22 protein-coding genes and 2 pseudogenes are annotated in these 21021 nt (G+C 70.5%); 7 read left to right on the forward strand and 17 right to left on the reverse strand.

The features are described from left to right. Positions 1–8 precede the first annotated feature (8 nt). The 4 genes and pseudogenes from Q7A36_RS41700 to Q7A36_RS30280 all read left to right on the forward strand — a co-directional run. Positions 9–167: pseudogene (locus Q7A36_RS41700) on the forward strand (GntR family transcriptional regulator); the annotation flags it as partial. 182 nt (positions 168–349) lie between these two features. Continuing rightward, positions 350–448, forward strand: a pseudogene (locus Q7A36_RS41705) (FCD domain-containing protein); the annotation flags it as partial. Positions 449–871: 423 nt separating this feature from the next. Then, positions 872–1453 (forward strand): amino acid synthesis family protein, encoded by a 582-nt coding sequence (locus tag Q7A36_RS30275; protein WP_305107516.1) that lies wholly within the window; start codon positions 872–874, stop codon positions 1451–1453. A gap of 1 nt (position 1454) precedes the next feature. After that, the gene (locus Q7A36_RS30280) at positions 1455–2651 is read left to right on the forward strand and encodes an amidohydrolase family protein (RefSeq protein ID WP_305107517.1); all 1197 of its coding nucleotides are present in this window, start codon (positions 1455–1457) and stop codon (positions 2649–2651) included. Positions 2652–2667: 16 nt separating this feature from the next. Here Q7A36_RS30280 and Q7A36_RS30285 read toward each other — a convergent pair whose 3' ends face one another. The 8 genes from Q7A36_RS30285 to Q7A36_RS30320 form a co-directional block, all read right to left on the reverse strand. Then, positions 2668–3354 carry an HpcH/HpaI aldolase/citrate lyase family protein gene (locus tag Q7A36_RS30285; RefSeq protein ID WP_305107518.1) on the reverse strand — a complete coding sequence of 229 codons (687 nt, stop codon included), beginning with the start codon at positions 3352–3354 and terminating at the stop codon, positions 2668–2670. 1 nt (position 3355) lies between these two features. Then, on the reverse strand, positions 3356–4342 hold the full coding sequence (locus Q7A36_RS30290; RefSeq protein WP_305107519.1) for a Bug family tripartite tricarboxylate transporter substrate binding protein: 987 nt from the start codon (positions 4340–4342) through the stop codon (positions 3356–3358). Positions 4343–4478: 136 nt separating this feature from the next. After that, a complete protein-coding gene (locus Q7A36_RS30295) occupies positions 4479–5192 on the reverse strand; it encodes an ABC transporter ATP-binding protein (protein WP_305107520.1) in 714 nt (237 codons plus the stop codon). Further along, positions 5192–5932, reverse strand: coding sequence for an ABC transporter ATP-binding protein (locus Q7A36_RS30300; protein ID WP_305107521.1), 741 nt, complete (start codon positions 5930–5932; stop codon positions 5192–5194). The genes Q7A36_RS30295 and Q7A36_RS30300 overlap by 1 nt, the downstream gene beginning before the upstream one ends. Then, entirely contained in the window at positions 5929–6759 is an 831-nt protein-coding gene (locus Q7A36_RS30305; protein WP_305107522.1) for a branched-chain amino acid ABC transporter permease, read from the reverse strand. Before Q7A36_RS30305 ends, Q7A36_RS30300 begins: the two co-directional genes overlap by 4 nt. Next, positions 6759–7634 carry a branched-chain amino acid ABC transporter permease gene (locus tag Q7A36_RS30310; protein WP_305107523.1) on the reverse strand — a complete coding sequence of 292 codons (876 nt, stop codon included), beginning with the start codon at positions 7632–7634 and terminating at the stop codon, positions 6759–6761. The genes Q7A36_RS30305 and Q7A36_RS30310 overlap by 1 nt, the downstream gene beginning before the upstream one ends. A 5-nt stretch (positions 7635–7639) precedes the next feature. Further along, positions 7640–8863, reverse strand: a complete 1224-nt coding sequence (locus Q7A36_RS30315; protein ID WP_305107524.1) for an ABC transporter substrate-binding protein — start codon at positions 8861–8863, stop codon at positions 7640–7642. A 128-nt stretch (positions 8864–8991) separates the two neighbouring features. Next, the gene (locus Q7A36_RS30320; protein WP_305107525.1) at positions 8992–9501 is read right to left on the reverse strand and encodes a flavin reductase family protein; all 510 of its coding nucleotides are present in this window, start codon (positions 9499–9501) and stop codon (positions 8992–8994) included. A gap of 184 nt (positions 9502–9685) precedes the next feature. Here Q7A36_RS30320 and Q7A36_RS30325 point away from each other — a divergent pair, with 184 nt between their 5' ends. Further along, positions 9686–10318 (forward strand): MarR family winged helix-turn-helix transcriptional regulator, encoded by a 633-nt coding sequence (locus tag Q7A36_RS30325; protein ID WP_305107526.1) that lies wholly within the window; start codon positions 9686–9688, stop codon positions 10316–10318. On the opposite strand, the gene Q7A36_RS30330 is transcribed toward Q7A36_RS30325, so the two are convergent. From Q7A36_RS30330 to Q7A36_RS30355, 6 genes are all read right to left on the reverse strand, one after another. Further along, positions 10315–10512, reverse strand: a complete 198-nt coding sequence (locus tag Q7A36_RS30330; protein ID WP_305107527.1) for a ferredoxin — start codon at positions 10510–10512, stop codon at positions 10315–10317. The two genes, Q7A36_RS30325 and Q7A36_RS30330, sit on opposite strands and share 4 nt — an antisense overlap. Before the next feature lie 21 nt (positions 10513–10533). Beyond that, positions 10534–11757 (reverse strand): cytochrome P450, encoded by a 1224-nt coding sequence (locus Q7A36_RS30335; RefSeq protein WP_305107528.1) that lies wholly within the window; start codon positions 11755–11757, stop codon positions 10534–10536. Next, complete coding sequence (locus Q7A36_RS30340) at positions 11757–13265, reverse strand: 4-hydroxyphenylacetate 3-hydroxylase family protein (protein WP_305107529.1); 1509 nt, start codon at positions 13263–13265, stop codon at positions 11757–11759. Before Q7A36_RS30340 ends, Q7A36_RS30335 begins: the two co-directional genes overlap by 1 nt. A 117-nt stretch (positions 13266–13382) precedes the next feature. Beyond that, on the reverse strand, positions 13383–14351 hold the full coding sequence (locus Q7A36_RS30345; protein WP_305107530.1) for a Bug family tripartite tricarboxylate transporter substrate binding protein: 969 nt from the start codon (positions 14349–14351) through the stop codon (positions 13383–13385). Continuing rightward, entirely contained in the window at positions 14348–15055 is a 708-nt protein-coding gene (locus Q7A36_RS30350) for an alpha/beta fold hydrolase (RefSeq protein WP_305107531.1), read from the reverse strand. The genes Q7A36_RS30345 and Q7A36_RS30350 overlap by 4 nt, the downstream gene beginning before the upstream one ends. 13 nt (positions 15056–15068) lie before the next feature. Further along, on the reverse strand, positions 15069–15833 hold the full coding sequence (locus tag Q7A36_RS30355; RefSeq protein ID WP_305107532.1) for an SDR family NAD(P)-dependent oxidoreductase: 765 nt from the start codon (positions 15831–15833) through the stop codon (positions 15069–15071). 168 nt (positions 15834–16001) lie between these two features. Between Q7A36_RS30355 and Q7A36_RS30360 the strand changes: the two genes are divergently transcribed. Then, on the forward strand, positions 16002–17327 hold the full coding sequence (locus Q7A36_RS30360; RefSeq protein WP_305107533.1) for an LLM class flavin-dependent oxidoreductase: 1326 nt from the start codon (positions 16002–16004) through the stop codon (positions 17325–17327). Between the two features lie 95 nt (positions 17328–17422). Here the strand turns inward: Q7A36_RS30360 and Q7A36_RS30365 are convergent, their stop codons facing one another. Further along, on the reverse strand, positions 17423–17617 hold the full coding sequence (locus Q7A36_RS30365) for a hypothetical protein (protein WP_305107534.1): 195 nt from the start codon (positions 17615–17617) through the stop codon (positions 17423–17425). Between the two features lie 144 nt (positions 17618–17761). Beyond that, positions 17762–18985, reverse strand: coding sequence for an ABC transporter substrate-binding protein (locus tag Q7A36_RS30370; protein WP_305107535.1), 1224 nt, complete (start codon positions 18983–18985; stop codon positions 17762–17764). 529 nt (positions 18986–19514) lie between these two features. Between Q7A36_RS30370 and Q7A36_RS30375 the strand changes: the two genes are divergently transcribed. Then, positions 19515–20615, forward strand: a complete 1101-nt coding sequence (locus tag Q7A36_RS30375) for an ISAs1 family transposase (RefSeq protein ID WP_305107536.1) — start codon at positions 19515–19517, stop codon at positions 20613–20615. 59 nt (positions 20616–20674) lie between these two features. Here Q7A36_RS30375 and Q7A36_RS30380 read toward each other — a convergent pair. Then, a partial coding sequence (locus tag Q7A36_RS30380) for an SDR family NAD(P)-dependent oxidoreductase (RefSeq protein WP_305107537.1) occupies positions 20675–21021 on the reverse strand: 347 nt, incomplete at its 5' end.

The following is a 21021-nucleotide window of genomic DNA, read 5'->3' on the forward strand; positions in this document are numbered from 1 at the left end:
AGGAGATCATCCGCCACCATATCATCATCTGCCGCTTCGCGCCGGGCGAGAAGCTGAATGAGGCGCAGGTGGCGGAGGCGCTCGGCCTCAGCCGCATGCCCGTGCGGAACGCCCTGGCGCGGTTGCGGCTGCGGCTGCAAGGGCTCGTGACCGTCCGCCCGCGCAAGGGGATCGAGGTCCGGCGGATCGACCCGGCGGAACTGCTGCAGATCATCGAGGTCAGTACGGTGAACGAGTGCCATGCCGTGCGCCTGGCCGCCCACCGCTTCAGCGCCGAGGATGTCACAGCGCTCGACAAGGTGCTGGACGACACCGCGGCGGCGCTGAGCGGCACGACACCGAGGCCAAGATGCTGCTGGACAACGCCTTCCATAGCGCGATCGCCCGCGCCTCTGGCAACCCGGTGTTCTTCGACGTCCTGAGCAACCTGCATGACCGAGCCGTGCGCTTCTGGTTCATCTCGTTGGACCAGGAGGTGCTGCAGGACAGCGTTCTCCAGGAGCATGGCGCAAGCCATGAACGACCACATCGCGGCCTTTCGGCAGAACGTGATGCTGCTGATCGGCTATTGACGGGTGCTTCACCCTCGGCTCCGGGCGAGAACATGATCGTCTTCCGTGCTCGCCAGGGTGCGACGGCGAAGCGGGAAGCGCGCAAGGATATTGTTCTCCGAGACTGCCCAGAGCCTGGGGACCCATGGTGCTGCCATCGCGCTGATCACCGCTCGGCAGGTGCCGCTGTCCTCCTTCGCCCGCCGACCGGGGCGCCGCGTCGCCCCGGGTCGTCTCCGGCTCCCGTCCGGACAAGACCATTATTGGATAAGCTATCGAGCGAAGCTATTCTACGCGGCACGCCACCGCGAGGACACGCCATGAAGCTCGACATCCGCCGCCTCCTGACCGCCATCGACCATAAGGGCTGGGAGGCCGGGCAGGCGGCGGAGACGCCGCTGCGCCGCGTCGCCATCACCGCCATCCTCGCCAATCCCTGGGCCGGCCGCTATGCCGCCGACCTGACGGAGGGCATCGCGGCCAGCGCCGCGATCGGCGATGTCATGGCGCGCGCCGGGCTGGAGGCGATGGGCGGCCATCCCGTCGAGAGCTACGGCAAGGGCGGCGTGGTCGGCCTGAACGGCGAGCAGGAGCACGCCAACGCCCTGCTGACCACCACCTTCGCCGAGCCGCTCCGCCTCGCCCTCGGCGGCGCGCTGGCCTGGATCCCCTCCTTCACCAAGCTCGCCGCGCCGGGCGCGACCATCGACGTGCCGCTGGCGCACAAGGACGCGCTCTATGTCCGCTCCCACTACGATGGCGTCACCGTCACGCTGCCGCCGGAGGCGCCGGCGCCGGACGAGGTCGCGCTGATCATCGTGCTGGCCAATCGCGGCCGGCTGAACGCGCGCGTCGGCGGCCTGACGCCGGCGGGGATCGCCGCGCGCGACGGGTTGCGCTGAGATGCGGGTCGCCCTGGTCAATATCGGCCGCATCGTCACCGGCGACCTCGCCGCGCCTTTCGCCACAGGGGACGCCATCCTGCTCGAAGGCGGGAAGATCGCCGCCCTGGGCAGCCTCACCGCAGCCGAGGTCGCGGCGGCCGACGTCGTCGTGGATGCGGCCGGCACCACGGCCATGCCGGGGCTGATCGACAGCCATGTGCACATCACCTTCGGCGACTACACGCCACGGCAGAAGGTGGTGGGCTTCCTCGAAAGCTACCTGCATGGCGGCACCACCACGGCGATCACGGCGTCCGAGGTGCATGTGCCTGGCCGCCCCAAGGATCCCGCCGGGGTGAAGGCGTTGGCGCTGGCCGCCGCCGCCTGCTTCCGCGACTACCGTCCCGGCGGGATGCGGGTGCATGCCGGCTCGATCATCCTCGAGCCCGGACTGACCGAGGCTGATCTCGCGGAGCTCAGATCGGCGGGCATCTGGCTCGCCAAGGCGGGCTTCGGCGCCTTCCCGACGCCCTACGACTACGCGCCGCTGATGCGGGCCGCCCGGCGACTCGGCATGGTGACCACCATGCACACCGGCGGCTCCTCCATCCCCGGCTCCTCGGGCATCTGGGCGGAGCATGTCCTGGCCGCCGATCCCACCGTCTCCTTCCACGTCAATGGCGGGCCAGTGGCGATGCCCGAGGAGGGCTTCGCGCGCCTCGTGCACGAAAGCTCGGTCGCGATGCAGCTCTGCACCGCCGGCAACCTGCGCACCGCGCTGCTGACGGCGAGGCTGCTGGACGAGGCCGGCCAGCCCGAGCGCCTGCTGATCGCCACCGACACGCCGACCGGCAGCGGGATCATGCCGCTCGGCATGTTCTACACCATCACCCATCTGGCGAGCCTCGGCGGCATGCCGCCGGAGCGCGCGATCGCGGCAGCGACCGGCAACAATGCCCGGGTCTACGGGCTGAACAGCGGCATGCTGGCGGTCGGGCGCGATGCCGATGTGCTGCTGGTCGATGCCTGCGCCGGCGGGTCAAAGGACGACGCGCTGTCGGCCATCGCGAATGGCGACGTGCCAGCGGTCTCGGCCGCCTTCACCGCCGGCGTGCCGCGCTTCGTCGGGCGCAGCCGCAATACCCCGGCGGGCATCCGCGGCGTACGCGTCGCGGAGTGCCGCCTGCCCATGGATTTCTCGGGCGGCGGGCACTGAGCCCGCCGCGGGGCGCTTATAGCGGCCGGGCGAAGACCGCGTTGATCACCGCGGGATGGCGCGGATCGGTCGTGGACTTGCCGGTGAAGCCCATGGCCTGCACCCGCAGGCAGTTCTGCCGGAGGCCCTCGAGGTCGTCGCGGGGATGGAAGGGCTCGTCATAGGCGCCGAGGCCCGCGCCCCTCGCCGCATTGACCACCATGGCGCGGGCATGGAACAGCGGCTCCCAGGCCCGCATCGCGCCGAGGGCCTTCGACAGGTCCTTGCCGCCGAAGGACAGCGCCTCGACGCGGCGGCTGGCGCGCGCGATCTCCTCGACCGCGGCGATCGCCCGCGGGGTCTCGATGATCACGTTGAGCGGCAGGGCAGCGCAGGGGCCGCCGAGCAGTTCGTCCAGCAGCCGCAGCTCGGCCGCGCTCTCGACCTTGGTCAGCACGAGGGAGTCCGGCTGCACCGCGGCGTCTAGCAGGAGCCGGATGTCCTCGATCCCGTCCCGTGTCGAGAGCGGGCTGATCCGCAGCCCGACATGGCAGCCCGCGGCGCGGCCCTGTCCCAGGAAATCCGGCACCAGCGCCCGCGTCGCCGCCTTGCGGTCGTCCGGCACCGTGTCCTCGAGGTCGAGCGCGATCGAGGTCGCGCCGGAGGCGAAGGCCGCCGCGAAGGCCGCGGCATCGCCCCCGGTGATGAGCAGCTTCGAGCTCATCTCAATTGGTCGCCGTCACGCCGGCCAGGCGGATGGCGGCGCCCCATTTCGCTCGCTCCCGCGCCAGATGCGCCTCGAACGGGCCGCGGCCGCTGCCGACCACGGTGGCGCCGGCGGCGGTCAGCTTGTCCTTCACCTCGGGGTCGAGCGTCGCGCGCACCACTGCCTCCTCCAGCCGCGCGGCAATCGCCTCCGGCGTATGGCTCGGCGCGAAGAAGCCGAACCAGGAGGTGATCTCGTAGTCCGGGAAGCCCTGCTCGATGAAGGTCGGCAGATCGGGGAAGCCGGGCGCCCGCTCGCGCGCGGCGATGCCGACCGCCCGCATCTGGCCATTGCGCATGTAGGGCGAGGCGACGGACAGCTCGACCGAGGCGGCGTTGACCGTGCCGGCGATCAGGGCGGCATGGGCCTCCCCGCCGCCCTTGTAGGTGACGTGCAGCACCTCAATCCCCGCGGCCTGGGCGAGGATCTCCCCGGCCAGTGAGTGCGGCGTGCCGACGCCGCCATCGCCGAGCGCGAGCGGCTCCCGCCGCGCCTTCGTCCAGGCCAGCAGTTCCGCGATGCTGGTCGCCGGGATCTGCGGATTGATCACCAGCACATGGGGAACATAGGCGGCCTGGCTCAGGCCGATGAAGTCGCGGGCGGGATCGTAGCCGGCATTGGGTTCGAGCTGGGGGTAGATGCTGATGGTGGTCGTCGAGCCGACCAGGAAGGTGTAGCCATCCGGCGCGGCGCGCGCCGCGGCGACCGACCCGATCGCGCCGGAAGCCCCGCCGCGGTTCTCGATCACCACGGGTTGGCCAATGGTCTGCGACAGCCTGTTGCCGACCAACCGTCCCACAAGGTCCACCGTGCCGCCGGGGCCGAAGGGCACGATCAGCCGGAGCGGCCGGTCCGGATAGTCCTGCGCCCGCGCGACCGACGGCGCGGCAAGCGCGGCCAGCAGAGCACGCCGGGACAGGCGAAGGCAGGACAGGCGCTGGCTCATGCGGGATACCCCTCGCGAGATGGAGCGTCATGACACGGCGTCCCAACCCCGCATCTCGGCCGGCGGGTTGACAGCACTCTCACGCGGAGACGAATAGCTTGTCAACTTTGCTTGGAAAGTTTGGTATTCCAGCGCGTCAGCCGGCAGCCCCGCCTTCGCCGAGGAAGGCCTTGGCCAGCAGACCGTCGGCCGTCAGCGCCGCCGGCGGCCCCGCCGCGCGCAGCCGTCCGGTTTCCAGCAGCACGGCGTGATCGGCGATCCGCAGCGTCTGCCGCGCCTTCTGCTCGACCAGCAGGATGGCGAGGCCGGTCGCGCGCAGCTCCTCGACCAGGCGGAAGACCTGCTCGACCAGCTTCGGCGCCAGGCCGATCGAGGGCTCGTCGAGGATCAGCAGCCGCGGGCGCGCCAGCAGGGCGCGGGCGATCGCCAGCATCTGCTGCTCGCCGCCGCTGAGCAGCCCGGCCAGGCCGTGCCGGCGCAGGCCGAGGATCGGGAAGCGCTCGTATTGCGCCGCGATCTCCGCGCCGATCCGCGCCCGGTCGCGCCGCGTCGCCGCACCGAGCAGCAGGTTCTCCTCGACCGTCAGGCGCTGCAGGATCCCCCGCCCCTCCGGCACCAGCGCGATGCCGGCCCGCAGCACCGCCTCGGGCGCGGCGGGCAGAGGCTTGCCTTCGAAGCGGAGGCTGCCGCGCCGCGGCAGCAGCCCGGCGATGGCGCGCACCGTGCTGCTCTTTCCCGCGCCGTTCGCGCCGATCAGCGCCACCACCTGGCCGGGCGGCACCGCGAAGCCCAAGCCCCGGACGGCGCGGATCGGGCCATAGGCGACCTCGAGCTCCCGAACCTCCAGCATCAGGCGGCGGTCCCGAGATAGGCGTCGAGCACCCGCGGGTCCTGCCGCACCCGCTCCGGTGGGCCGCTCGCGATGAGCGTGCCGAAGTCGAGCACCTGCAGCCGGTCGCACAGCCCCATCACGAAGGGCATGTCATGCTCGATCAGCAGCACTGCCATCCCGTCGGCGCGCAGGCTGCGGATCAGCCCGGCCAGCGCCGCCGCCTCCTCCGGGTTCATGCCGGCCACCGGCTCGTCGAGCAGCAGCAGGCGCGGTTGCGCGATCCAGGCGCGGGCGATCTCCACGCGGCGCTGCACGCCATAGGGCAGGGTCGTCGCCAGCCGGTCGCGGCAGGGGCCGAGGCCGAAGCGCTCGAGCGCCGCCGCGACCCGCGCCCGCCCGGCGTCCCCGCCGCCCGGAAGCAGGCTCGCGGCGAAGCCGGATGGCTGAGCCACATGCAGGTGCTCTGCGACCGTCATGGACGGGAAGAGCCGGATGTTCTGGAAGGTCCGGGCCAGGCCGAGCCGGGCGATGCGGTGCGGCGGCAGCCCCTGGATCGGCCGGCCCTCGAAGAGCACCGCGCCGGAGGTCAGCCGATAGGCGCCGGTGATGACGTTGAACAGCGTCGTCTTGCCGGCGCCGTTCGGCCCGATGACGCCGAGGATCTCGCCCGCCGCCAGGGACAGCGAGACGTCGCCGAGGGCGGTGACTCCGCCGAAGCGCATGGTCGCGTCGCGCAGTTCGAGCAGCGGCGGGCTCATGCGGGGCCGGGCGCGCGGCGGCGGAACAGCGCGGCGTCCAGCACGCCCTGCCGGCGCACCAGCAGCACCAGGACCAGCAGCGCGCCATAGGCGGCGAGCCGCCAGTCCGCGACGACGCGCAGCCATTCCGGCAGGAGGACCAGCAGCCCGGCCCCCAGCACCGGCCCGGCCGCGACCGTGGAGCCGCCGAGGACCACCGCCATGACCAGCTCGGTCGAGCGTTCGAAGCCGAAATTGCCGGGCTCGATGAAGAGGTGCCAATGCGCGAACAGGCCGCCCGCCAACCCCGAGAGCGCCGCGCCCGTGCCGAAGGCGCCGACCTTCAGCGCGGTGCCGGACAGGCCGATCAGGTTCGCCGCCACCTCGTCGTCATGCACGGCCCGCAGCATCAGCCAGAGGCGCGAGCGCGCGAGCAGGCCGAGCGCCAGCAGGATGCCGAGCAGCCAGGCCCAGATGACCCAGACCTCCAGCCGGCGCATGCCGCTGAAGCCCGCGGCGCCGCCCAGCGGCTCGAAGGCCTGCAGGATGCTGCGCGTCATCTCGCCGAAGCCGAGCGTCGCCATCGCCAGGTAGATCCCGCGCAGGCGGAGCGCCGGGAAGCCGACCAGCGCGCCGACCCCGGCGGCGAGCGCCGCGCCGGCCGGCAGCGCCCCGGCGAGCGGCCAGCCGGCGACCACCGTCAGCCAGCCCGCGGCATAGGCGCCGATCGCCATGAAGGCGCCATTGCCGAGGGAGAGCTGGCCGCTCGCCAGGATGACGTAGACGCCGAGCGCGGCGATGCCGGCGATGCCGATCTCCGCGAAAAGGCCCGCCAGGTAGGACGACATCAGACGCGCTGCGCGACGGCGGCCCGGCCGCCCAGCAGCCCCTGCGGGCGCAGCAGCAGGATCAGGATCATGAGCCCGTAGACCGCGACGTCGCGGAAGCCCGCGCCGCCCTCCACCACGCTGAACACCTCGACCAGGCCGACCAGCGGCCCGGCCAGCAGCACGCCCCAGACGCGCGTGGCGCCGCCGATCACCATCACCGCAATGGCCTTCAGCCCGGTCTCCACCCCGACATAGGGCGTGAGCGCCGCGTAGTGCAGGCCGATCAGCACGCCCGCGATCCCGGCCAGCCCGCCCGAGAGCCCGAAGGCGAGGCTGGTCGCGCGATCCGCCGGGACGCCGAGCAGGCGGGCGACGTCGCGGTTCTCGGCGATGGCGCGCAGCCCCAATCCGAAGCGGCTGCGCTGCACCAGCCAGGCGAGGCCGGCGACGAGCAGGACCGTCGCGGCGAGGATGAAGATCTGCGCGACCCCGATCGAGGCGCCGCCGAGCGCGACCCGCCCGTCCAGCAGGTCGGGCGGCAATTGCAGCGGGTCGGAGCCCCAGAGATTCACCGCCGCGGTTTGCAGCACCGCCGAGCAGCCGAGCGTCGAGAGCAGCGGCAGGATCGGCGGCCCGCGGCGCAGCGGGCGGTAGGCGATGCGCTCCACAGCCACGGCCAGCGCGCCGCAGCCCGCGGCCGCAGCGGCGATCGCGACCGGCAGCGGCCAGTCCGCGAGGACGAGGCTCAGCCCGATATAGCCGCCGAGCATGAAGAGCTCTGCCACCGCCAGGTTGAGCACGCCGAGGACGCCCATCACCAGGGAGAAGGCGAGCGCGACCAGGGTGTAGACGGCCCCGAGGGTCAGGCCGTTCACCGCCTGCTGCAGCAGCACGGCGGTCAGCAGGTCAGCGCGCCGGCGGTGGAGCAGCCGCGCAGCTTCTCGGTCCAGGCGCCGTTCTGGCCGACCACGACCAGGAAGGTCTTCACCGCGTCGCCGTCCGGGTTGAAGTGGATCGGGCCGGACAGGCCGTCGAAGCCGGTCAGGTGCTCGAGATGGGCGCGGATCCGCTCCCGGTCGGTGGCCAGGTCGGCCTCGGCGAGGGTGAGGCCCTGCTTGCGCACGGCGTCGAGGAAGATGCCGAGGATCTCCTGGATGTTCGCGTCGTACATGCTGGGCTCGATCGTCGCCGGCAGGCCGGAGGTGCGGCGCAGGATCGGGGTCAGCGCCTCGGTGAAGCGGCGCGCCGCCTCGCCGGGCTGGCCGGCATAGTAGGTGGCGCAGGAGACGATCGGCAGCTCCGGCACGGCGCGCAGGATGGCCGAGGAGATCAGCGGCGTGCCGCCGATGACCGGCTTCGTCAGCCCTTGGCGGCGCATCTCGCGCAGCACGGTGATCGCCTGGCTGTAGTCGGCGGCGCAGACCACGGCGTCGGGGTCGAGCGCCTTCAGCGCCGTCACCTGGGCGCTGACGTCGATGTCGCCGGTGTTGAAGCTGGCGAGCCCGCCGGCATTGGCGAGCGCGATGCCGCCCTGGCCCAGCAGCTCCGGCATGATACGGCTGCCGAGGGCGACCGAATTGGCGTCCTTGGCGTCGTAGATGATGGCGACCTTGGCGACCCGGTAGGCCTCCTTCAGGAAGGGCAGCGCGGTGCGCATCAGCACCGCCTCGTCGATCGTGTTGCGGAAGGCCCAGGGCCGGTTCGCCGCGGCGACGCCCGGCTTGGAGGAGGCCTGGGAGATGCAGGGCACCCGCGCCTGGTTGGCGACGGGGAAGGCGACCTCGCAGGCGCTGCTGGTCAGCGGCCCGGCGATGCCGAGCACCTTGTCGTCCTCGGCCAGCTTGCGCACCAGGTTGGCGGCCTGGGCGGGGCGGGCCGCGTCGTCGTAGACGAAGAGCCGGAGCTTCGCGCCCTCCACGCCGCCGGCGGCGTTCACCTGCTCCTCGATCATGCGCAGCGTCGCGGTGTTGCTGCGCCCCCATTCGGCGAAGGGTCCGCTGCTCGGCACCACGGCGCCGATCCTGACCTCCCGCCCCACCAGCCGGCCGGACTGGGCGCGCGCGCCGGGGGCGGCGACGGCTCCTGCGGCGAGCAGGGCAAGCGAACGGCGGGTCAGGATCATCGGGAAGGCCTCCATCGGACACGGTCCGGCGCCGAAGTCCGGCGGCACCGGGAGCGTTCCTCTGCTTTTAGAAGCTATCAAGAATAACTATCGCGCCAGCATCGACCGGCCGCAAGCCGGGGGCGAGTTCAAGGCGCGGGCAAGGCGGCGTAGGCGCCGCGCAGGTAGACCAGGGCCTGTTCCTCCCGCACCGTGCTGACGGCCCGGACGCGACCGATGACGATGCCATGGGTGTGCCGCTCGATCAGTTCCTCGACCTCGCAGTCGACCGCGACCATGGCGTCGGCGAGGATCGGCGCGCCGGTCACGCCGGTCCGCCACTCGGCCCCGAGGTAGCGGTCGGCGCCGTGGACGCCGCCTTGGCCGGCGAAGCGCTGCGCCAGCCCCAGGTGGCGGTCCGCCAGCAGGTTCACCGCGAAGCTGCGGTAGCGCCGGATCAGCGGCCAGCTCGCACCCTGGCGATTGATGCAGACGAGGAGCGTCGGCGGCTCGACCGAGAGGGAGGTGACCGATGTGGCGACGAGCCCCCCGCGCTCCTCCCCCTGCCCGATGGAGATCGCGCAGACGCCGCCGGCAAGCTGGCGCATCGCCTGGCGAAAGGCCGGGCCCAGATCGTCCTCGAGTGCTGCTGCTGCCATGTCGGCCCGCCCGCTGGATGACTCCCGGATGCCGGAATATCGCCTGTTAGCTTTTCTTCAAAGCTATTTTTTCCCACGCAGCTCCGGCGCAGGTTGACGCGCACCGCCTTCACGGCCAGATGCGACGGCAAACAAGCCATGGCCGGCGCCGCCTTCGCCGGTCCTGAGACAAGGTCACACGCGCATGCCCCGACAGACCGCGGCCGCCCGCCCGGCCGCACGCAAGGCGAGCACCGCCGCATCGGCGTCCCGTCCCGTCGCCCTGACGATCACCCGCCCGGAATTGCTGGTCGACGGCTCCGACTTCGCCTTCCGCAAGCTGGTGCACGGCCTCTTCGCCTTCCTCGCCCGGCACGAGGCCGTGCGCGAGGGTCATGGGTCGGTCATCGGCCTGGCCGGCATCGAATACACGGTGCTGATCTCGATCAACCACCTCGCGCACCAGGGCGATGTCAGCGTGCGGACGGTGGCCGACCACCTGCACCTGAGCGGGGCCTTCGTCACCACCATCACCAACAAGCTGTCGGCGCGCGGGCTGATCACCAAGGAAGTGGACCCGCTCGACCGCCGCCGCGTCTGCCTGCTGGTGTCGGCGCATGGGCGTGACCTGCTGGACCGGCTGGCGCCGACCCAGCGCCAGGTGAACGACGTGCAGTTCGGCTGCCTCAACGCGAAGGAGTTCCACCAGCTACTGGACATCGTGGAGCGGCTGGTCGAGTCGAGCGACAAGGCGGTGGCCCTGCAGCGCTACCTCTCCGAGTCCGCCGGGCCCGCGCCGCTGCCGAAACCGGCGGGGAGCAGGCGGCGTGGCGGCTAATCCGCCTCCAGGCGGATCGCACCGACGGGACAGAGCAGGATCGCCTCCTCGACCGCCCCGCGCTGCTCCTCCGGCGGCGTAGCGTCGAGGAGGACGACGATGCCGTCAGCCTCCCCCTGGTCGAAGACCGCCGGCGCAGCCATGACGCACTGGCCGGCACCGCAGCACTTCTCCGGCTCGATGACGATGCGCATCCCGATCTCCCTCCCCTTTTCCTACCAGCGCACCGGCACGCGTTCGACGCCATAGACGAAGCTCTGCTCGCGGTAGGTCAGGCTGGTGACCGGCACATCCAGGGCGAGGCCGGGCAGGCGGCGGAACAGCGTGCCGAGCAGCACCGACAGCTCCGCACGCGCGAGCGGCTGGCCGAGGCACTGGTGCGGGCCGTAGCCGAAGGCGACGTGGTGGCGGGCATCGCGGCGGATGTCGAAGCGGTCCGGATCCGGGAAGGCCGCAGGGTCGCGGTCGGCCGCCGGGTTGTGAGCGATGATGCCCTCGCCCGCACGGATGGTCACGCCGGCGATCTCGATATCCGCCAGCGCGGTCCGCCGGCGCCCCGCATGCGCGGGATCGATGTAGCGGAGGATCTCCTCGACCGCGCCAGGCAGCAGCGCCGGGTCGTCGATCAGCGCCTGCTTCTGCCCGGGATTCTCCAGCAGGGCCAGCACGCCCATCGCCATGGTATTGGCCGAGGTCTCGTGGCCCGCGACCAGCAGCAGCCGGGCCATGCCGATCAGTTGGTGGCGCGTCAGATGGCCGGGCCGCATCTGGTTCACCACCAGCCGGCTCAGCAGGTCGTCCTGGGGATCGGCGTCCTTGCGGTCGATCAGCCCGCCGATATAGCCGTCGCACAGCTCCTCGCTGGCCGCCGCGGCCCGCTCCGGCGGGGTATGGGCCGAGGCGATGACCATCGCCATGTCGTGGAAATAGGGCTGGTCGGCATAGGGCACGCCGAGCAGGTCGCAGATCGCGGTGATCGGCAGGGCGAGCGTCAGGTCGTGCACCAGGTCGGCGGGCGGCCCCTTGGCGACCATGGCGTCGAGCAGCCCGTCCACGATGGCCTGCAGCCGCGGTTTCATCGCCTCGATCCGCTTCACCGTGAACTCCGCGGTCAGCATGCGTCGCTGCTGCAGGTGCTCGGGCGCATCCATCGCGATGAAGGTCGGATACTTCCGCCGGACGATGGTCATCCCGGGATTCGCGCCGGGGTAATTCGGCCGCAGGTTGTCGGCGCTGACGCGCGGATCGGTCAGCAGCGCGCGCAGCTCGGCATAGCCGGTGACCAGCCAGGCCTCTTGCCCGTTCCACAGCCTCACCCGGGCCAGCGGGGCGGCCCGGCGCATCTCGGCCAGGGCGGGCGGCGGGTCGAGCGGCCAGGCGCGGCGGGTCGGGTAGTCCGGCAGCGTGGCGGACTGGAAGGGGCAGGCGGCGGCCGACATCAGGCGGCGCGCCCGGGCGCGGCGACGCTGTCCTCCAGGCGGTAGAGGTCGGTCAGGGCGGCGGCGAGGCCGGTCGCGCGCTCCCAGTCGTAGGTGCGGTAGGAATGGCCGCGCGTCACATACTGCCCGCCGGCATAGAACATCTCGTACTGCAGATGGCGGGAGGCGAATTCCGACCCGACCGCATCCCAGCACAGCTTGAGCAGCTTCACCCGGTCGCGCCCGCTCATCGCCGGCGAGACCTGGGTCAGGTCGATGATGCGCTCCAGCTCCGGGTTGCCGAAGTCGCGCGCCGAGGAGGGCAGCATCAGCAGCGCGCCGCCGGCAAGCTCGCGGATCGCGGTGATCACCTGCGGGTACATCTCCTGCGATTGCACCTGCGCGGCGTAGAGCAGGTGCTTGTTCGGCAGCCAGTAGGGGCCGCGGTGGTAGCCGCCCGCCTCCATGCCGAGCACCATGCCCTCGATCACCGCGGCCTGGGAGGCGAGCTTGCCGAGCGTCTCGCGCACCGGCGGGAAGTTCACCGTGCCGATCGTCTCGGCGATGCCGCGGGCGAGCCCGACGAGGAAGCGCAGCTTCACCGACAGCCGGATCTGCGCCTGGTAGTTCTGGTAGACATGCGCCGGGGTGTCGTGCAGCTGGGCGCGGCACATGTCGGTGCTGCGGTAGTGGAAGACCCGCTCCCAGGGCACCTTCACGTCGTCGAAGAAGATCAGCGCGTCGTTCTCGTCGAACCGCCAGGAGAGCGGGTTGTCGTACTCGCTGGTCGCGGTCGCCTCGAAGGACTTGCGCGAGAGCATCTTCATGCCCTTGGCATTCATCGGCAGGGCGCAGGAGAAGGCCAGGTGCTCCTCGCCCCGCTGCAGCGGCTGGCCGGAGCCGACGAAGATCTCGTTCGCCATGATGGCGCTGGTGGCGAAGAGCTTGGCGCCCCGGATGGTGATGCCGCCGCTGTCCTCGTCGACGATGCGGGCGATCATGTCCTCGGCGCCCGGGCCCTGACTGCCGAAGGCCTTGGAGCGGTCGCCCTGCACGTTGTTGATGACGTAGGTCAGGAAGACGTCGTCGCGCCGGACCTGCTCGAACCAGTCGCGGAAGGCGGCGGCGCGCTTCGGGTCGTGCGCCTCGAAGACCTCGATCCCCATGTACTGGCCGCAGACCGAGGAGGCGACGTGGTCCGGCGAGCGGCCGAGGAAGCCGCAGGACAGCTCCGCCCACTCGACCAGCGCCTTGCGGCGCTCGACCATCTCCGCGTAGCTGCCGGGCAGCTGCCAGGCGCGGCTGACCCGGCGGCCATTGCCCAGGTCAAAGGTCATGCGCTCGAGGTTCTCGGGCCGCGCCTGGTGGTCGTACATGCGGGCGGCGGAGGCGACGGCGTTGCGGTAGGCGGAGTGGGTCGTGACGTCGTGGACGAGCTGCCCGTCGAGGTAGACAGCCCGCCCGTCGCGGACGGCCCTGATGTGCTGCGCGCCGTCCTTGACCGAGGCGCCGGTGCCGGAGCTGCTCATCCCGTTGTCGTCCTTTCCTGGATGCGCCGCGCCGCATGGCCCAATGGCCGCGCGCCGGGCGAGGTCCTCGCCCCTCTAATAGCTAACAAACGAAGCTATCGCAAGCGGGCCGACGGGTCAGTCGAGCCGCGCGCCGGCCAGGCGCACCATCTCGCCCCAGCGCGGCCGTTCCTCCACGAAGCGGCGGGACAGCGCCGCCGGGTCGGGCCGCAGCGGCAGGGCCCCGGCGGTCCGGATGCGGTCCTGCAGGGCCGGGTCGGCCAGGGCCTCGTCCATCGCCGCGACCAGGCGCGCGACCGCGTCCGGCGCCATCCCCGCCGTACCGCAGAAGCCGGTCCAGATCGTCGCCTGCAGCTCCGGCATTCCGACCTCCGCCATGGTCGGCACCCCGGGGAGCCCAGGCCAGCGCTCCGGCCCGGTCACCGCGAGCGGCGCCAGGTCGCCCTTCTGGATATAGGGCAGGAGGGAGGCGATGTCGGTGATGGTGAACTGCACGTCGCCGCGCAGCAGCGCCGCCGCCGTCTCCGCCGCGCCGCGGAAGGGCACGTGCACGCCGTCCAGACGATGACGGTCCATGAACAGCGCCCCGAGGAGATGCGGCGAGGTAGCAATACCGTTCGAGCCATAGGCGAGGCCGGCCGGCCGCGCACGCGCCCAGGCGACGAAATCGGGCAGTCTGCGGGCGGGCACCAGCGCCGCCGGCACGACGGCGATGTTGTAGTACTCCCAGCTCAGCCCGACCGGCACGAAATCGGCGTCCAGGTCGTAGGGGATGCTGCGATACACGAAGGGGTTGCAGAGATACTGCGTCACGGTCGCGACGATCAGCGCGCTGCCCGGCGGCCGCGCCTTGGCGACGGCGTCGAGGCCGATGATGCCGTTGCTGCCGGACCGGTTCTCGACCGGGAAGGGCTGGCCGAGCCGCGGCTGCAGCTCACGCGCCAGCAGCCGGCTCAGGATGTCGCTCGCCCCGCCGGCCGGGTTGGGGACGACGATGCGCACCGGGCGGTCGGGCCAGGCCTGCGCCAGGGCCGGTCGCGGCAGCAGGGCGGCGGCGAGCAGGCCGCGGCGCGGGAGCCCGGTCATGCCGCGCGCCCCCGCCAGGCGAGCATCGCCTCGCCCACCGCCTCCGGCCGTTCGAGGGTGGAGAGGTGGCCGCACTCCGGCAACACCACCAGCGTGCTGCCGCGAATGCCGGCCTGCATCTCGGCCGCATGGTCGGGCGGCGAGAGCCGGTCGGAATCGCCCACCAGCACCAGGGTCGGGCATTGGATGGTCGCCAGCACGGGCCGCGAATCGACCCGATTCATGTTGGCGGTCTGCTGGTTGATGTAGCCCTCGGGTCCGACCTCCTCGGTCATGCCGCGATGGGTGGCGCGCAACGCGTCGTCGGCTTGGCGCGAGGGATGAACGTTGTTCGCGTAGTGCAGCGGCGGCAGCTCGGCGAAGCGTCCGCTGCGCGCCATCGCGATCCGCTCGGCGCGCAGCGCGGCGCCCGGGCCACCCGGCACCTCCGGCCGGGCGCTGGTCGAGAGCAGCGCCAGATGCGTCACCCGCTCCGGGCAGCGGCGCATGATCTCGAAGGCGATGAAGCCGCCCATGGACAACCCGGCCAGCGCGAAGCGCGGCGGCGCCTGGACAAGGATCAGCTCCGCCAGGCCCGCGATGCTGTCGGCGCCGCGGTGGTCGCAGACCATCACCGCGCCGAAGCGCCACATCAGCGGGATCTGGTGGCGGAACAGCGTCGCCGAGCAATTGAGGCCCGGGATCAGCAGGGTGGGCAGGGACATCGCGGCCTCAGGATCAATGGAAGGTGCGGCCGCCATCGACCGGCAGGGCGATGCCGGTGACGAAGGCGGAGTCGGTCCCGGCAAGGAACAGGATCGCCTGCGCGACCTCGAGCGGCGTGGCGTTGCGCTTCAGCGCGTACTGGCGGCCATCGCCGCTGCGGCCGGCGGTCATGCCGGTCGGCACCATGCCAGGGCAGACGCTGTTCACCCGGATCAGCGGGGCGAATTCCTGGGCGAGCGAGCGGGTCAGCGTGATCAGCCCGCCCTTGGAGGCGGCATAGGCGGCGTTGCTCGGCCCGGCTGGCACCAAGCCTTGGCCGGAGGCGAGGTTGACGATCGTCGCCCATGGCGCCGCGCGCAGATGCGGCAGGCAGGCCCGGATGACCGCATGCGCGCCGATGAGGTTCACCTCGATCACCTGGCGGAAGGCCGCGATGTCGACCTCCTCCACCCGGCCGGGGCGGGAGATGCCGGCGCAGTTCACCAGGTCGTCGAGGCCGCCGAGCGCGGCTGCGGCGGATGCGACCGCCCGATCGACCGCGACGGCGTCGGTGACGTCGGCGACCACCGGCGCACCGCCGCAGGCGGCTGCGGCTGCCTCGACCGCCGCCGCGTCCCGGTCGAGCAGGGCGACGGCGGCACCTTCGGCGCGGAACAGGCCCGCGGTGCAGCGCCCGATGCCTGCGCCCGCGCCGGTGACCAGGATGCGCCGCCCTGCCAGCCGGGCATTCGGGCGATGCTCCTCCCAGCCGGGGGCCGATGCCGGTTCCGCTGCCATCCCATGCTCTCCCTGCGCGGGTCGGCGCGCCGGGGCGCGCGATTCGCATGGTAAACTAGGTTTCTAAGGAAGCAATCATCCTTCGGCGACGGCGCCCGAATACCTTTGCAAGAAAGCAATTGATGATTAGTCTCCGGCCAGCAGCGCATCCGGGGGACGACCAGGGCGATGAGCGAGCGGAAGCCGCAGATCAAGCTCGGCCTGTCGATTGCAGGCCATGGCTACCACCACAGCGCCTGGCTGCACCCTTCGGTGCCGCCCGAGGGCATCAACGAGTTCGGCTTCTACCTGGACCTGACCCGCACGGCGGAGCGCGGCCTGTTCGACATGGTGTTCCTGGCCGACTTCGTCGTCTTCAGCATGGTCGACGTCCCGAAGGGCGTGCTGGGGCGGTCGAGCCGCGGCAGCTTCGAGCCGCTGACCCTGCTCGCCGCGCTCGCGCCCCAGACGGAATGCGTCGGGCTGGTCGCCACCGCCTCCACCACCTTCGGGGTGCCCTACCACGTGGCGCGGAGCTTCGCCTCGCTCGACATGCTCAGCAGCGGCCGGGCGGGATGGAACGTCGTCACCTCCTTCCAGGACGAGGAGGCGGCGAATTTCGGCTCCGCCACAATCCTCGAGAAGTCCTCGCGCTACGACCGGGCGGAGGAGTTCGTCGACGTGGTGCTCGGCCTCTGGGACAGCCTGGCGCCTGATGCCTATGTCTGCGACCGGCAGTCGGGCTACCTGTTCGACCCGGCGAAGGTGCGCACCCTGAACCATGTCGGCAGGCATTTCCGGGTGAAGGGGCCGCTCGGCACGCCGCGCTCGGCGCAGGGCCGCCCGGTGGTCGTGCAGGCCGGTGCGTCGGAGGAGGGGCAGGAGCTCGCCGCCCGCACCGCCGACGTGGTGTATTCGGTGCAGCCGCGGCTCGAGACCGCCCAGGCCTTCTATGCCGGCCTCAAGGGTCGCATGGCGAAGTACGGCCGCGACCCCGACCACCTGAAGGTCATGCCCGGCCTGCTGCCCGTGCTGGGCGGAACCGAGGCCGAGGCGAAGCGGCGCTTCCGCGAGATGCAGGAGCTGATCGATCCGCTGGTCGGGTTGCGCTATCTCAGCGCCATCTTCGGCGACCTGTCCGGACACCCGATCGACGGGCCGGTGCCGGAGCTGCGCAAGGACAAGCAACTCGCCACCCGCGCGCAGCTCATCCTCGACCTGGCGCGGCGCAACAACTGGTCGATCCGCCAACTCTATGAGAGCACGGCGATCGGCAACACCCACAACACCGTCGTCGGCACGCCGGAGCAGGTGGCGGATGTGATGGAGGCGTGGATCCTCGGCCGCGGCGCCGACGGGTTCAACCTGCTGCCGGCGCTGTCGCCGCTGAGCGTGCAGGAATTCGTCGATGAGGTGGTGCCGGTCCTGCAGCGCCGCGGCCTTTACCGGCGGGAATACGAGGCTCGCACCCTCCGCGAGAATCTCGGCTTGCCGGCGCCACCGACGGCGCATTGACCGGGTGGCGGCCGCGGCGCGCCCGGGTGCGGCCGCCCGGCATCGTGTTGCATCGGTCAACGGTATGGACGCATCGATCCCTGCCGGGTGTGGGGTCATGCGATCCGGATGTACTCCAGCCATCCGAGATCGAGCATCTGATCCAGGACGTTGGTGGCGATGGCCGCTTCGGTCGCTTGCCGACCGTCGGTGTGCGACCGTAGCCCGTCACCGATGACGCGTTTCCAGCGCGAAACAGCAGCCTCCACCGGAGTACGCGAGTTGTATCCCGACGCTCGCTGCCAGCCCATGCGACCGCGCTCGGCGATAGGTCACGGAAGGCGATGCACGGCCCGGTCCGAGTGCCACGGCTTTGACGCGGGAGCCATGCAGAGCATCGCGATGGTCATCGCACTGGGTGAACCTTGGTACCTGGACGGGCGGCGCGCGGCCTGTCAGGTCTTTATCAGGGCGCAGCCGCCTTCGCTCAAAGGTCGGAAGGCCTCATCGGCGGGTGTGGTCGCGACCAGCTTCAGCCCGTCCCAGGGCCCCTTGCTGTCTGACGGCTTCTTCGCCTCGAGCAGATAGGCCGGGTGCAGCTTGCGCCCATCCTCGCGGATTCGGCCCGGGCCGAAGCAGTCGTCGTCCGTCGGCATCGCCTTCATGCGCGCCACGACGGCACGACCATCCGCCTTCGCCGCGGCCGGGCCCATGTCCGCCACCGCCTTGAGATAGTGCAGCACCGCGCTGTAGCAGCCCGCCTGCACCATGTTGGGCCACTGATTCGGCGTCTTCGGCCTGATCCGGTCCATGAAGGCACGGGTGCGGTCGTTCAGGTCCCAATAGAAGGTTTCGGTCATGACCAGGCCCTGCGCCACGTCCTGGCCAAGGGCATGCACATTGCTGTTGTACATGAGCATGGCGGCGACCCGCATGGTCTTGGTCAGGCCGAACTCGCGTGCCTGCTTGATGCAGTTGATGGTATCGCCACCCGAATTGCACAGCGCCAGCACCTTGGCGCGCGAGGCCTGTGCCTGCAGCAGCATCGAGGAGAAATCGGTGGTCTCGGGGAACGGGTAGGCGACGGCGCCGAGCACTCGGCCGCCGGCCGCTGTCACGAAGCGCGCGGTGTCGCGTTGCAACTGCTGGCCAAAGACGTAGTTCGCGGTAATGAAGAACCAGGTATCGCCACCGGACCGCACCGTCGCGCCGCCCGTGGACTTGGCCAGCATGTAGGTGTCGTAGGTCCAGTGGACCGTGTTCGGGCTGCACTGCGCACCGGTGAGGTCTGTGGTTGCCGCACCCGAGTTCAGCATCACCTTGTTCTTCTCGCGGCAGACCGTGTTGACGGCAAGCGCGACAGAGGAGGTCGGCACATCCACGACCGCATCCACGTCGCCCTGGTCGAACCACTGTCGCGCGATCCCGGCGCCGATATCCGGCTTGTTTTGATGGTCGGCAACGATCAACTCGACATTGATTCCGGGGTTCGCGGCACGGAACTCCTCGACTGCCTGCCGGGCGCAAATTGCGCTGGTTGGGCCGCCATCGTCACGATAGAGACCTGACTGGTCGTTCAGGACGCCAATGCGGATTGTCGGACTCTGCGCTGAAGCGCGACTACGAACCAGCGTCGTCGAGGCTGCTGCTCCGAGCAGGGTGCGTCGGTAAAGGGTCATCGCTCTTCTATCCTCCCTTGATGCGCGTCAGTACGAATGATGTCGCAGGTCCGGAACCAATAGAACTGGGCTGGTGCCAAAGCTGATGTGGCGAAGCAAGATGGTCACGGAGAAGCCGTCCGGAACCGGAAGCGTTATGCCGCTGGACGGAACAGCCGGCGGGCGCACGGCTTGGCGGTAGCTTAGTCCTCGGCACATGTGGCATTCGCAACAGCGGCGTGGACCTTCAGCATGCTATGGGCGCTCCGTGAGGTCCAACGCAGCTACGCGCTCAGGGTGTCAGCCGAACGGGTCGAGCACGACGCCATTACCGTAGCCGAGGTAGACGGGCGCCAACGGCACGGCGCCCGCGGCGGTGCCGTCGCTAATCCAGACCCACCATCCCAGCAGGCTGTTCAACGCTGTGCGGTAGTGGGGGTGAGTTCTCGTTACCGCAAGTTGGGGGAGAACAGCGCCAGCGAGCTGATGACGGGATTCTCGGATCGCCACACCTCTGACTCATAGGGCGGTACGCGCGGGGGAGGTTGCCGTGACCGCCTTCGCGCCGCTTCCGGGTCTGCTGGAGGAGGTGCCGGATCACTGTCGGGCGGAGGGCAAGGTTTACCAACTGGCGTTCGTCCTGCTGTCGTCCATGCTGGCCATCATCAGCGGCGGCAATTCGTATCGTATCATCGTCACCTTCATCGAGATGCATCGTCCTCGGCTGAACGGGGTGTTCGGCCTGACCTGGCAGCGAACGCCGGCGCACGCCGCCATCCGCTATACCCTGCAAGGCTTGGACAGCAACGCGGTGGAGGCAGCCTTCCGTGGCCACGCCAAGCTGTTGCAGGCGGCCCAGGTCAAGCCGAATGGGGATAGCCCGGCGATCGACGGCAAGACCCTGCGCGGCAGCTCACTTGGTCACGCTCGACGCTCTGCGCTGCCAGAGGAAACCTTCGACCTCACCGCAAAGGCGGGATCCGACCTGATCATACAGGTCAAGGACAACCAGCCCATCTTGCATCAGCAGGCCAAGAATCTCTGCGCCAGCGCTGCTCCGCTTTCCACTTCCGGTAGCTGTAATCGGGGGCGCAACCGCCAGGAGGAGCGCAGCGTGACCGCCTTCGATGCAGCCACGGCCTTCACCGACACCGAGTGCGCGTCCCTCATCGGTGCCGTGATCCGCGTCGAGCGCGCCGCCCTCACCCGCAGCGCCAGGACCGGTCTCTGGCCCCGCTCCTCCAAGACCGCCTTCTACCTTGCCACCGCCGCAATTCCAGCCATCCGCGCCGCCTCTGCCATCCGGGACCACTGGAAGGTCGAGAACACCTCGCATTATATCCGCGACGTCACCATCGGTGAGGATCGCTCTCGCATTCGCCGCAATCCGGGTCTCTTCGCCCGCCTCCGCAGCTTCGCCTTCAACACCCTCAGGGCTAACCGCCGAAGCTCACTTCCGCAGGACCGCCTACGCGCCGCCATCGGTGGCGTCGATTACCTCCTACCTCCTCAACATTCCACAGTGTTGAACAACCCTGGGGCTACCTGCGTCCATACCGATGATCGGTGCAACAGAATGGACCTCCGGAGTTCGCCGGGGCGGCGCTGCCGGGGGGACCGGTCAGAGCATCACGTCGCCGCCCTTGGGTGAGAGGGTCTGGCCGACGAAGAAGCTCCCTTCGTCGCTGGCGAGCAGCAACGCAACCGGGGCTATCTCATCCACCTCCCGAAGCGCCCGAGTTGCAGCTGGGCCTGCTTCATGGCGCGCCATTCCTCGCCGAAGGTGGCGAGCAGGTCGGTGTCGACGGGCCCCGGCGCTCTGGAGTTGACCAGCACCCCTCGGGGGGCGCCTTCGTAGGAGAGGGCTCTGGTGAATCCGACAATGCCGGTTGATGACCAGCCCCAGCCCCGCTCGAGCATGCCGGGGAAGACGGCGCGAGTGACCAGGAAGGTGCCGCGCAGGTGGACCGCCATCATCCGGTCCCGGGCGGCAACGCTGGTGTCGACGAAGCTCGTCTCGCCGCCGATGCCCGTGCCGTTCACCACAATGTCGATGG

It is taken from the genome of Paracraurococcus lichenis, from assembly GCF_030657435.1.
Lineage (GTDB): Bacteria > Pseudomonadota > Alphaproteobacteria > Acetobacterales > Acetobacteraceae > Paracraurococcus > Paracraurococcus lichenis.

Excerpts from the sequence above, each read along its gene's own strand:
- Q7A36_RS30340 (WP_305107529.1), bottom strand. The coding sequence starts at position 13,265 with ATGAGCAGCTCCGGCACCGGCGCCTCGGTCAAGGACGGCGCGCAGCAC.
- Q7A36_RS30280 (WP_305107517.1), top strand. The coding sequence starts at position 1,455 with ATGCGGGTCGCCCTGGTCAATATCGGCCGCATCGTCACCGGCGACCTC.
- Q7A36_RS30325 (WP_305107526.1), top strand. The coding sequence starts at position 9,686 with ATGCCCCGACAGACCGCGGCCGCCCGCCCGGCCGCACGCAAGGCGAGC.
- Q7A36_RS30305 (WP_305107522.1), bottom strand. The coding sequence starts at position 6,759 with ATGTCGTCCTACCTGGCGGGCCTTTTCGCGGAGATCGGCATCGCCGGC.
- Q7A36_RS30335 (WP_305107528.1), bottom strand. The coding sequence starts at position 11,757 with ATGTCGGCCGCCGCCTGCCCCTTCCAGTCCGCCACGCTGCCGGACTAC.
- Q7A36_RS30330 (WP_305107527.1), bottom strand. The coding sequence starts at position 10,512 with ATGCGCATCGTCATCGAGCCGGAGAAGTGCTGCGGTGCCGGCCAGTGC.
- Q7A36_RS30320 (WP_305107525.1), bottom strand. The coding sequence starts at position 9,501 with ATGGCAGCAGCAGCACTCGAGGACGATCTGGGCCCGGCCTTTCGCCAG.
- Q7A36_RS30355 (WP_305107532.1), bottom strand. The coding sequence starts at position 15,833 with ATGGCAGCGGAACCGGCATCGGCCCCCGGCTGGGAGGAGCATCGCCCG.
- Q7A36_RS30295 (WP_305107520.1), bottom strand. The coding sequence starts at position 5,192 with ATGCTGGAGGTTCGGGAGCTCGAGGTCGCCTATGGCCCGATCCGCGCC.
- Q7A36_RS30315 (WP_305107524.1), bottom strand. The coding sequence starts at position 8,863 with ATGATCCTGACCCGCCGTTCGCTTGCCCTGCTCGCCGCAGGAGCCGTC.
- Q7A36_RS30365 (WP_305107534.1), bottom strand. The coding sequence starts at position 17,617 with ATGGGCTGGCAGCGAGCGTCGGGATACAACTCGCGTACTCCGGTGGAG.
- Q7A36_RS30360 (WP_305107533.1), top strand. The coding sequence starts at position 16,002 with ATGAGCGAGCGGAAGCCGCAGATCAAGCTCGGCCTGTCGATTGCAGGC.
- Q7A36_RS30285 (WP_305107518.1), bottom strand. The coding sequence starts at position 3,354 with ATGAGCTCGAAGCTGCTCATCACCGGGGGCGATGCCGCGGCCTTCGCG.
- Q7A36_RS30275 (WP_305107516.1), top strand. The coding sequence starts at position 872 with ATGAAGCTCGACATCCGCCGCCTCCTGACCGCCATCGACCATAAGGGC.
- Q7A36_RS30290 (WP_305107519.1), bottom strand. The coding sequence starts at position 4,342 with ATGAGCCAGCGCCTGTCCTGCCTTCGCCTGTCCCGGCGTGCTCTGCTG.
- Q7A36_RS30350 (WP_305107531.1), bottom strand. The coding sequence starts at position 15,055 with ATGTCCCTGCCCACCCTGCTGATCCCGGGCCTCAATTGCTCGGCGACG.
- Q7A36_RS30370 (WP_305107535.1), bottom strand. The coding sequence starts at position 18,985 with ATGACCCTTTACCGACGCACCCTGCTCGGAGCAGCAGCCTCGACGACG.
- Q7A36_RS30300 (WP_305107521.1), bottom strand. The coding sequence starts at position 5,932 with ATGAGCCCGCCGCTGCTCGAACTGCGCGACGCGACCATGCGCTTCGGC.
- Q7A36_RS30345 (WP_305107530.1), bottom strand. The coding sequence starts at position 14,351 with ATGACCGGGCTCCCGCGCCGCGGCCTGCTCGCCGCCGCCCTGCTGCCG.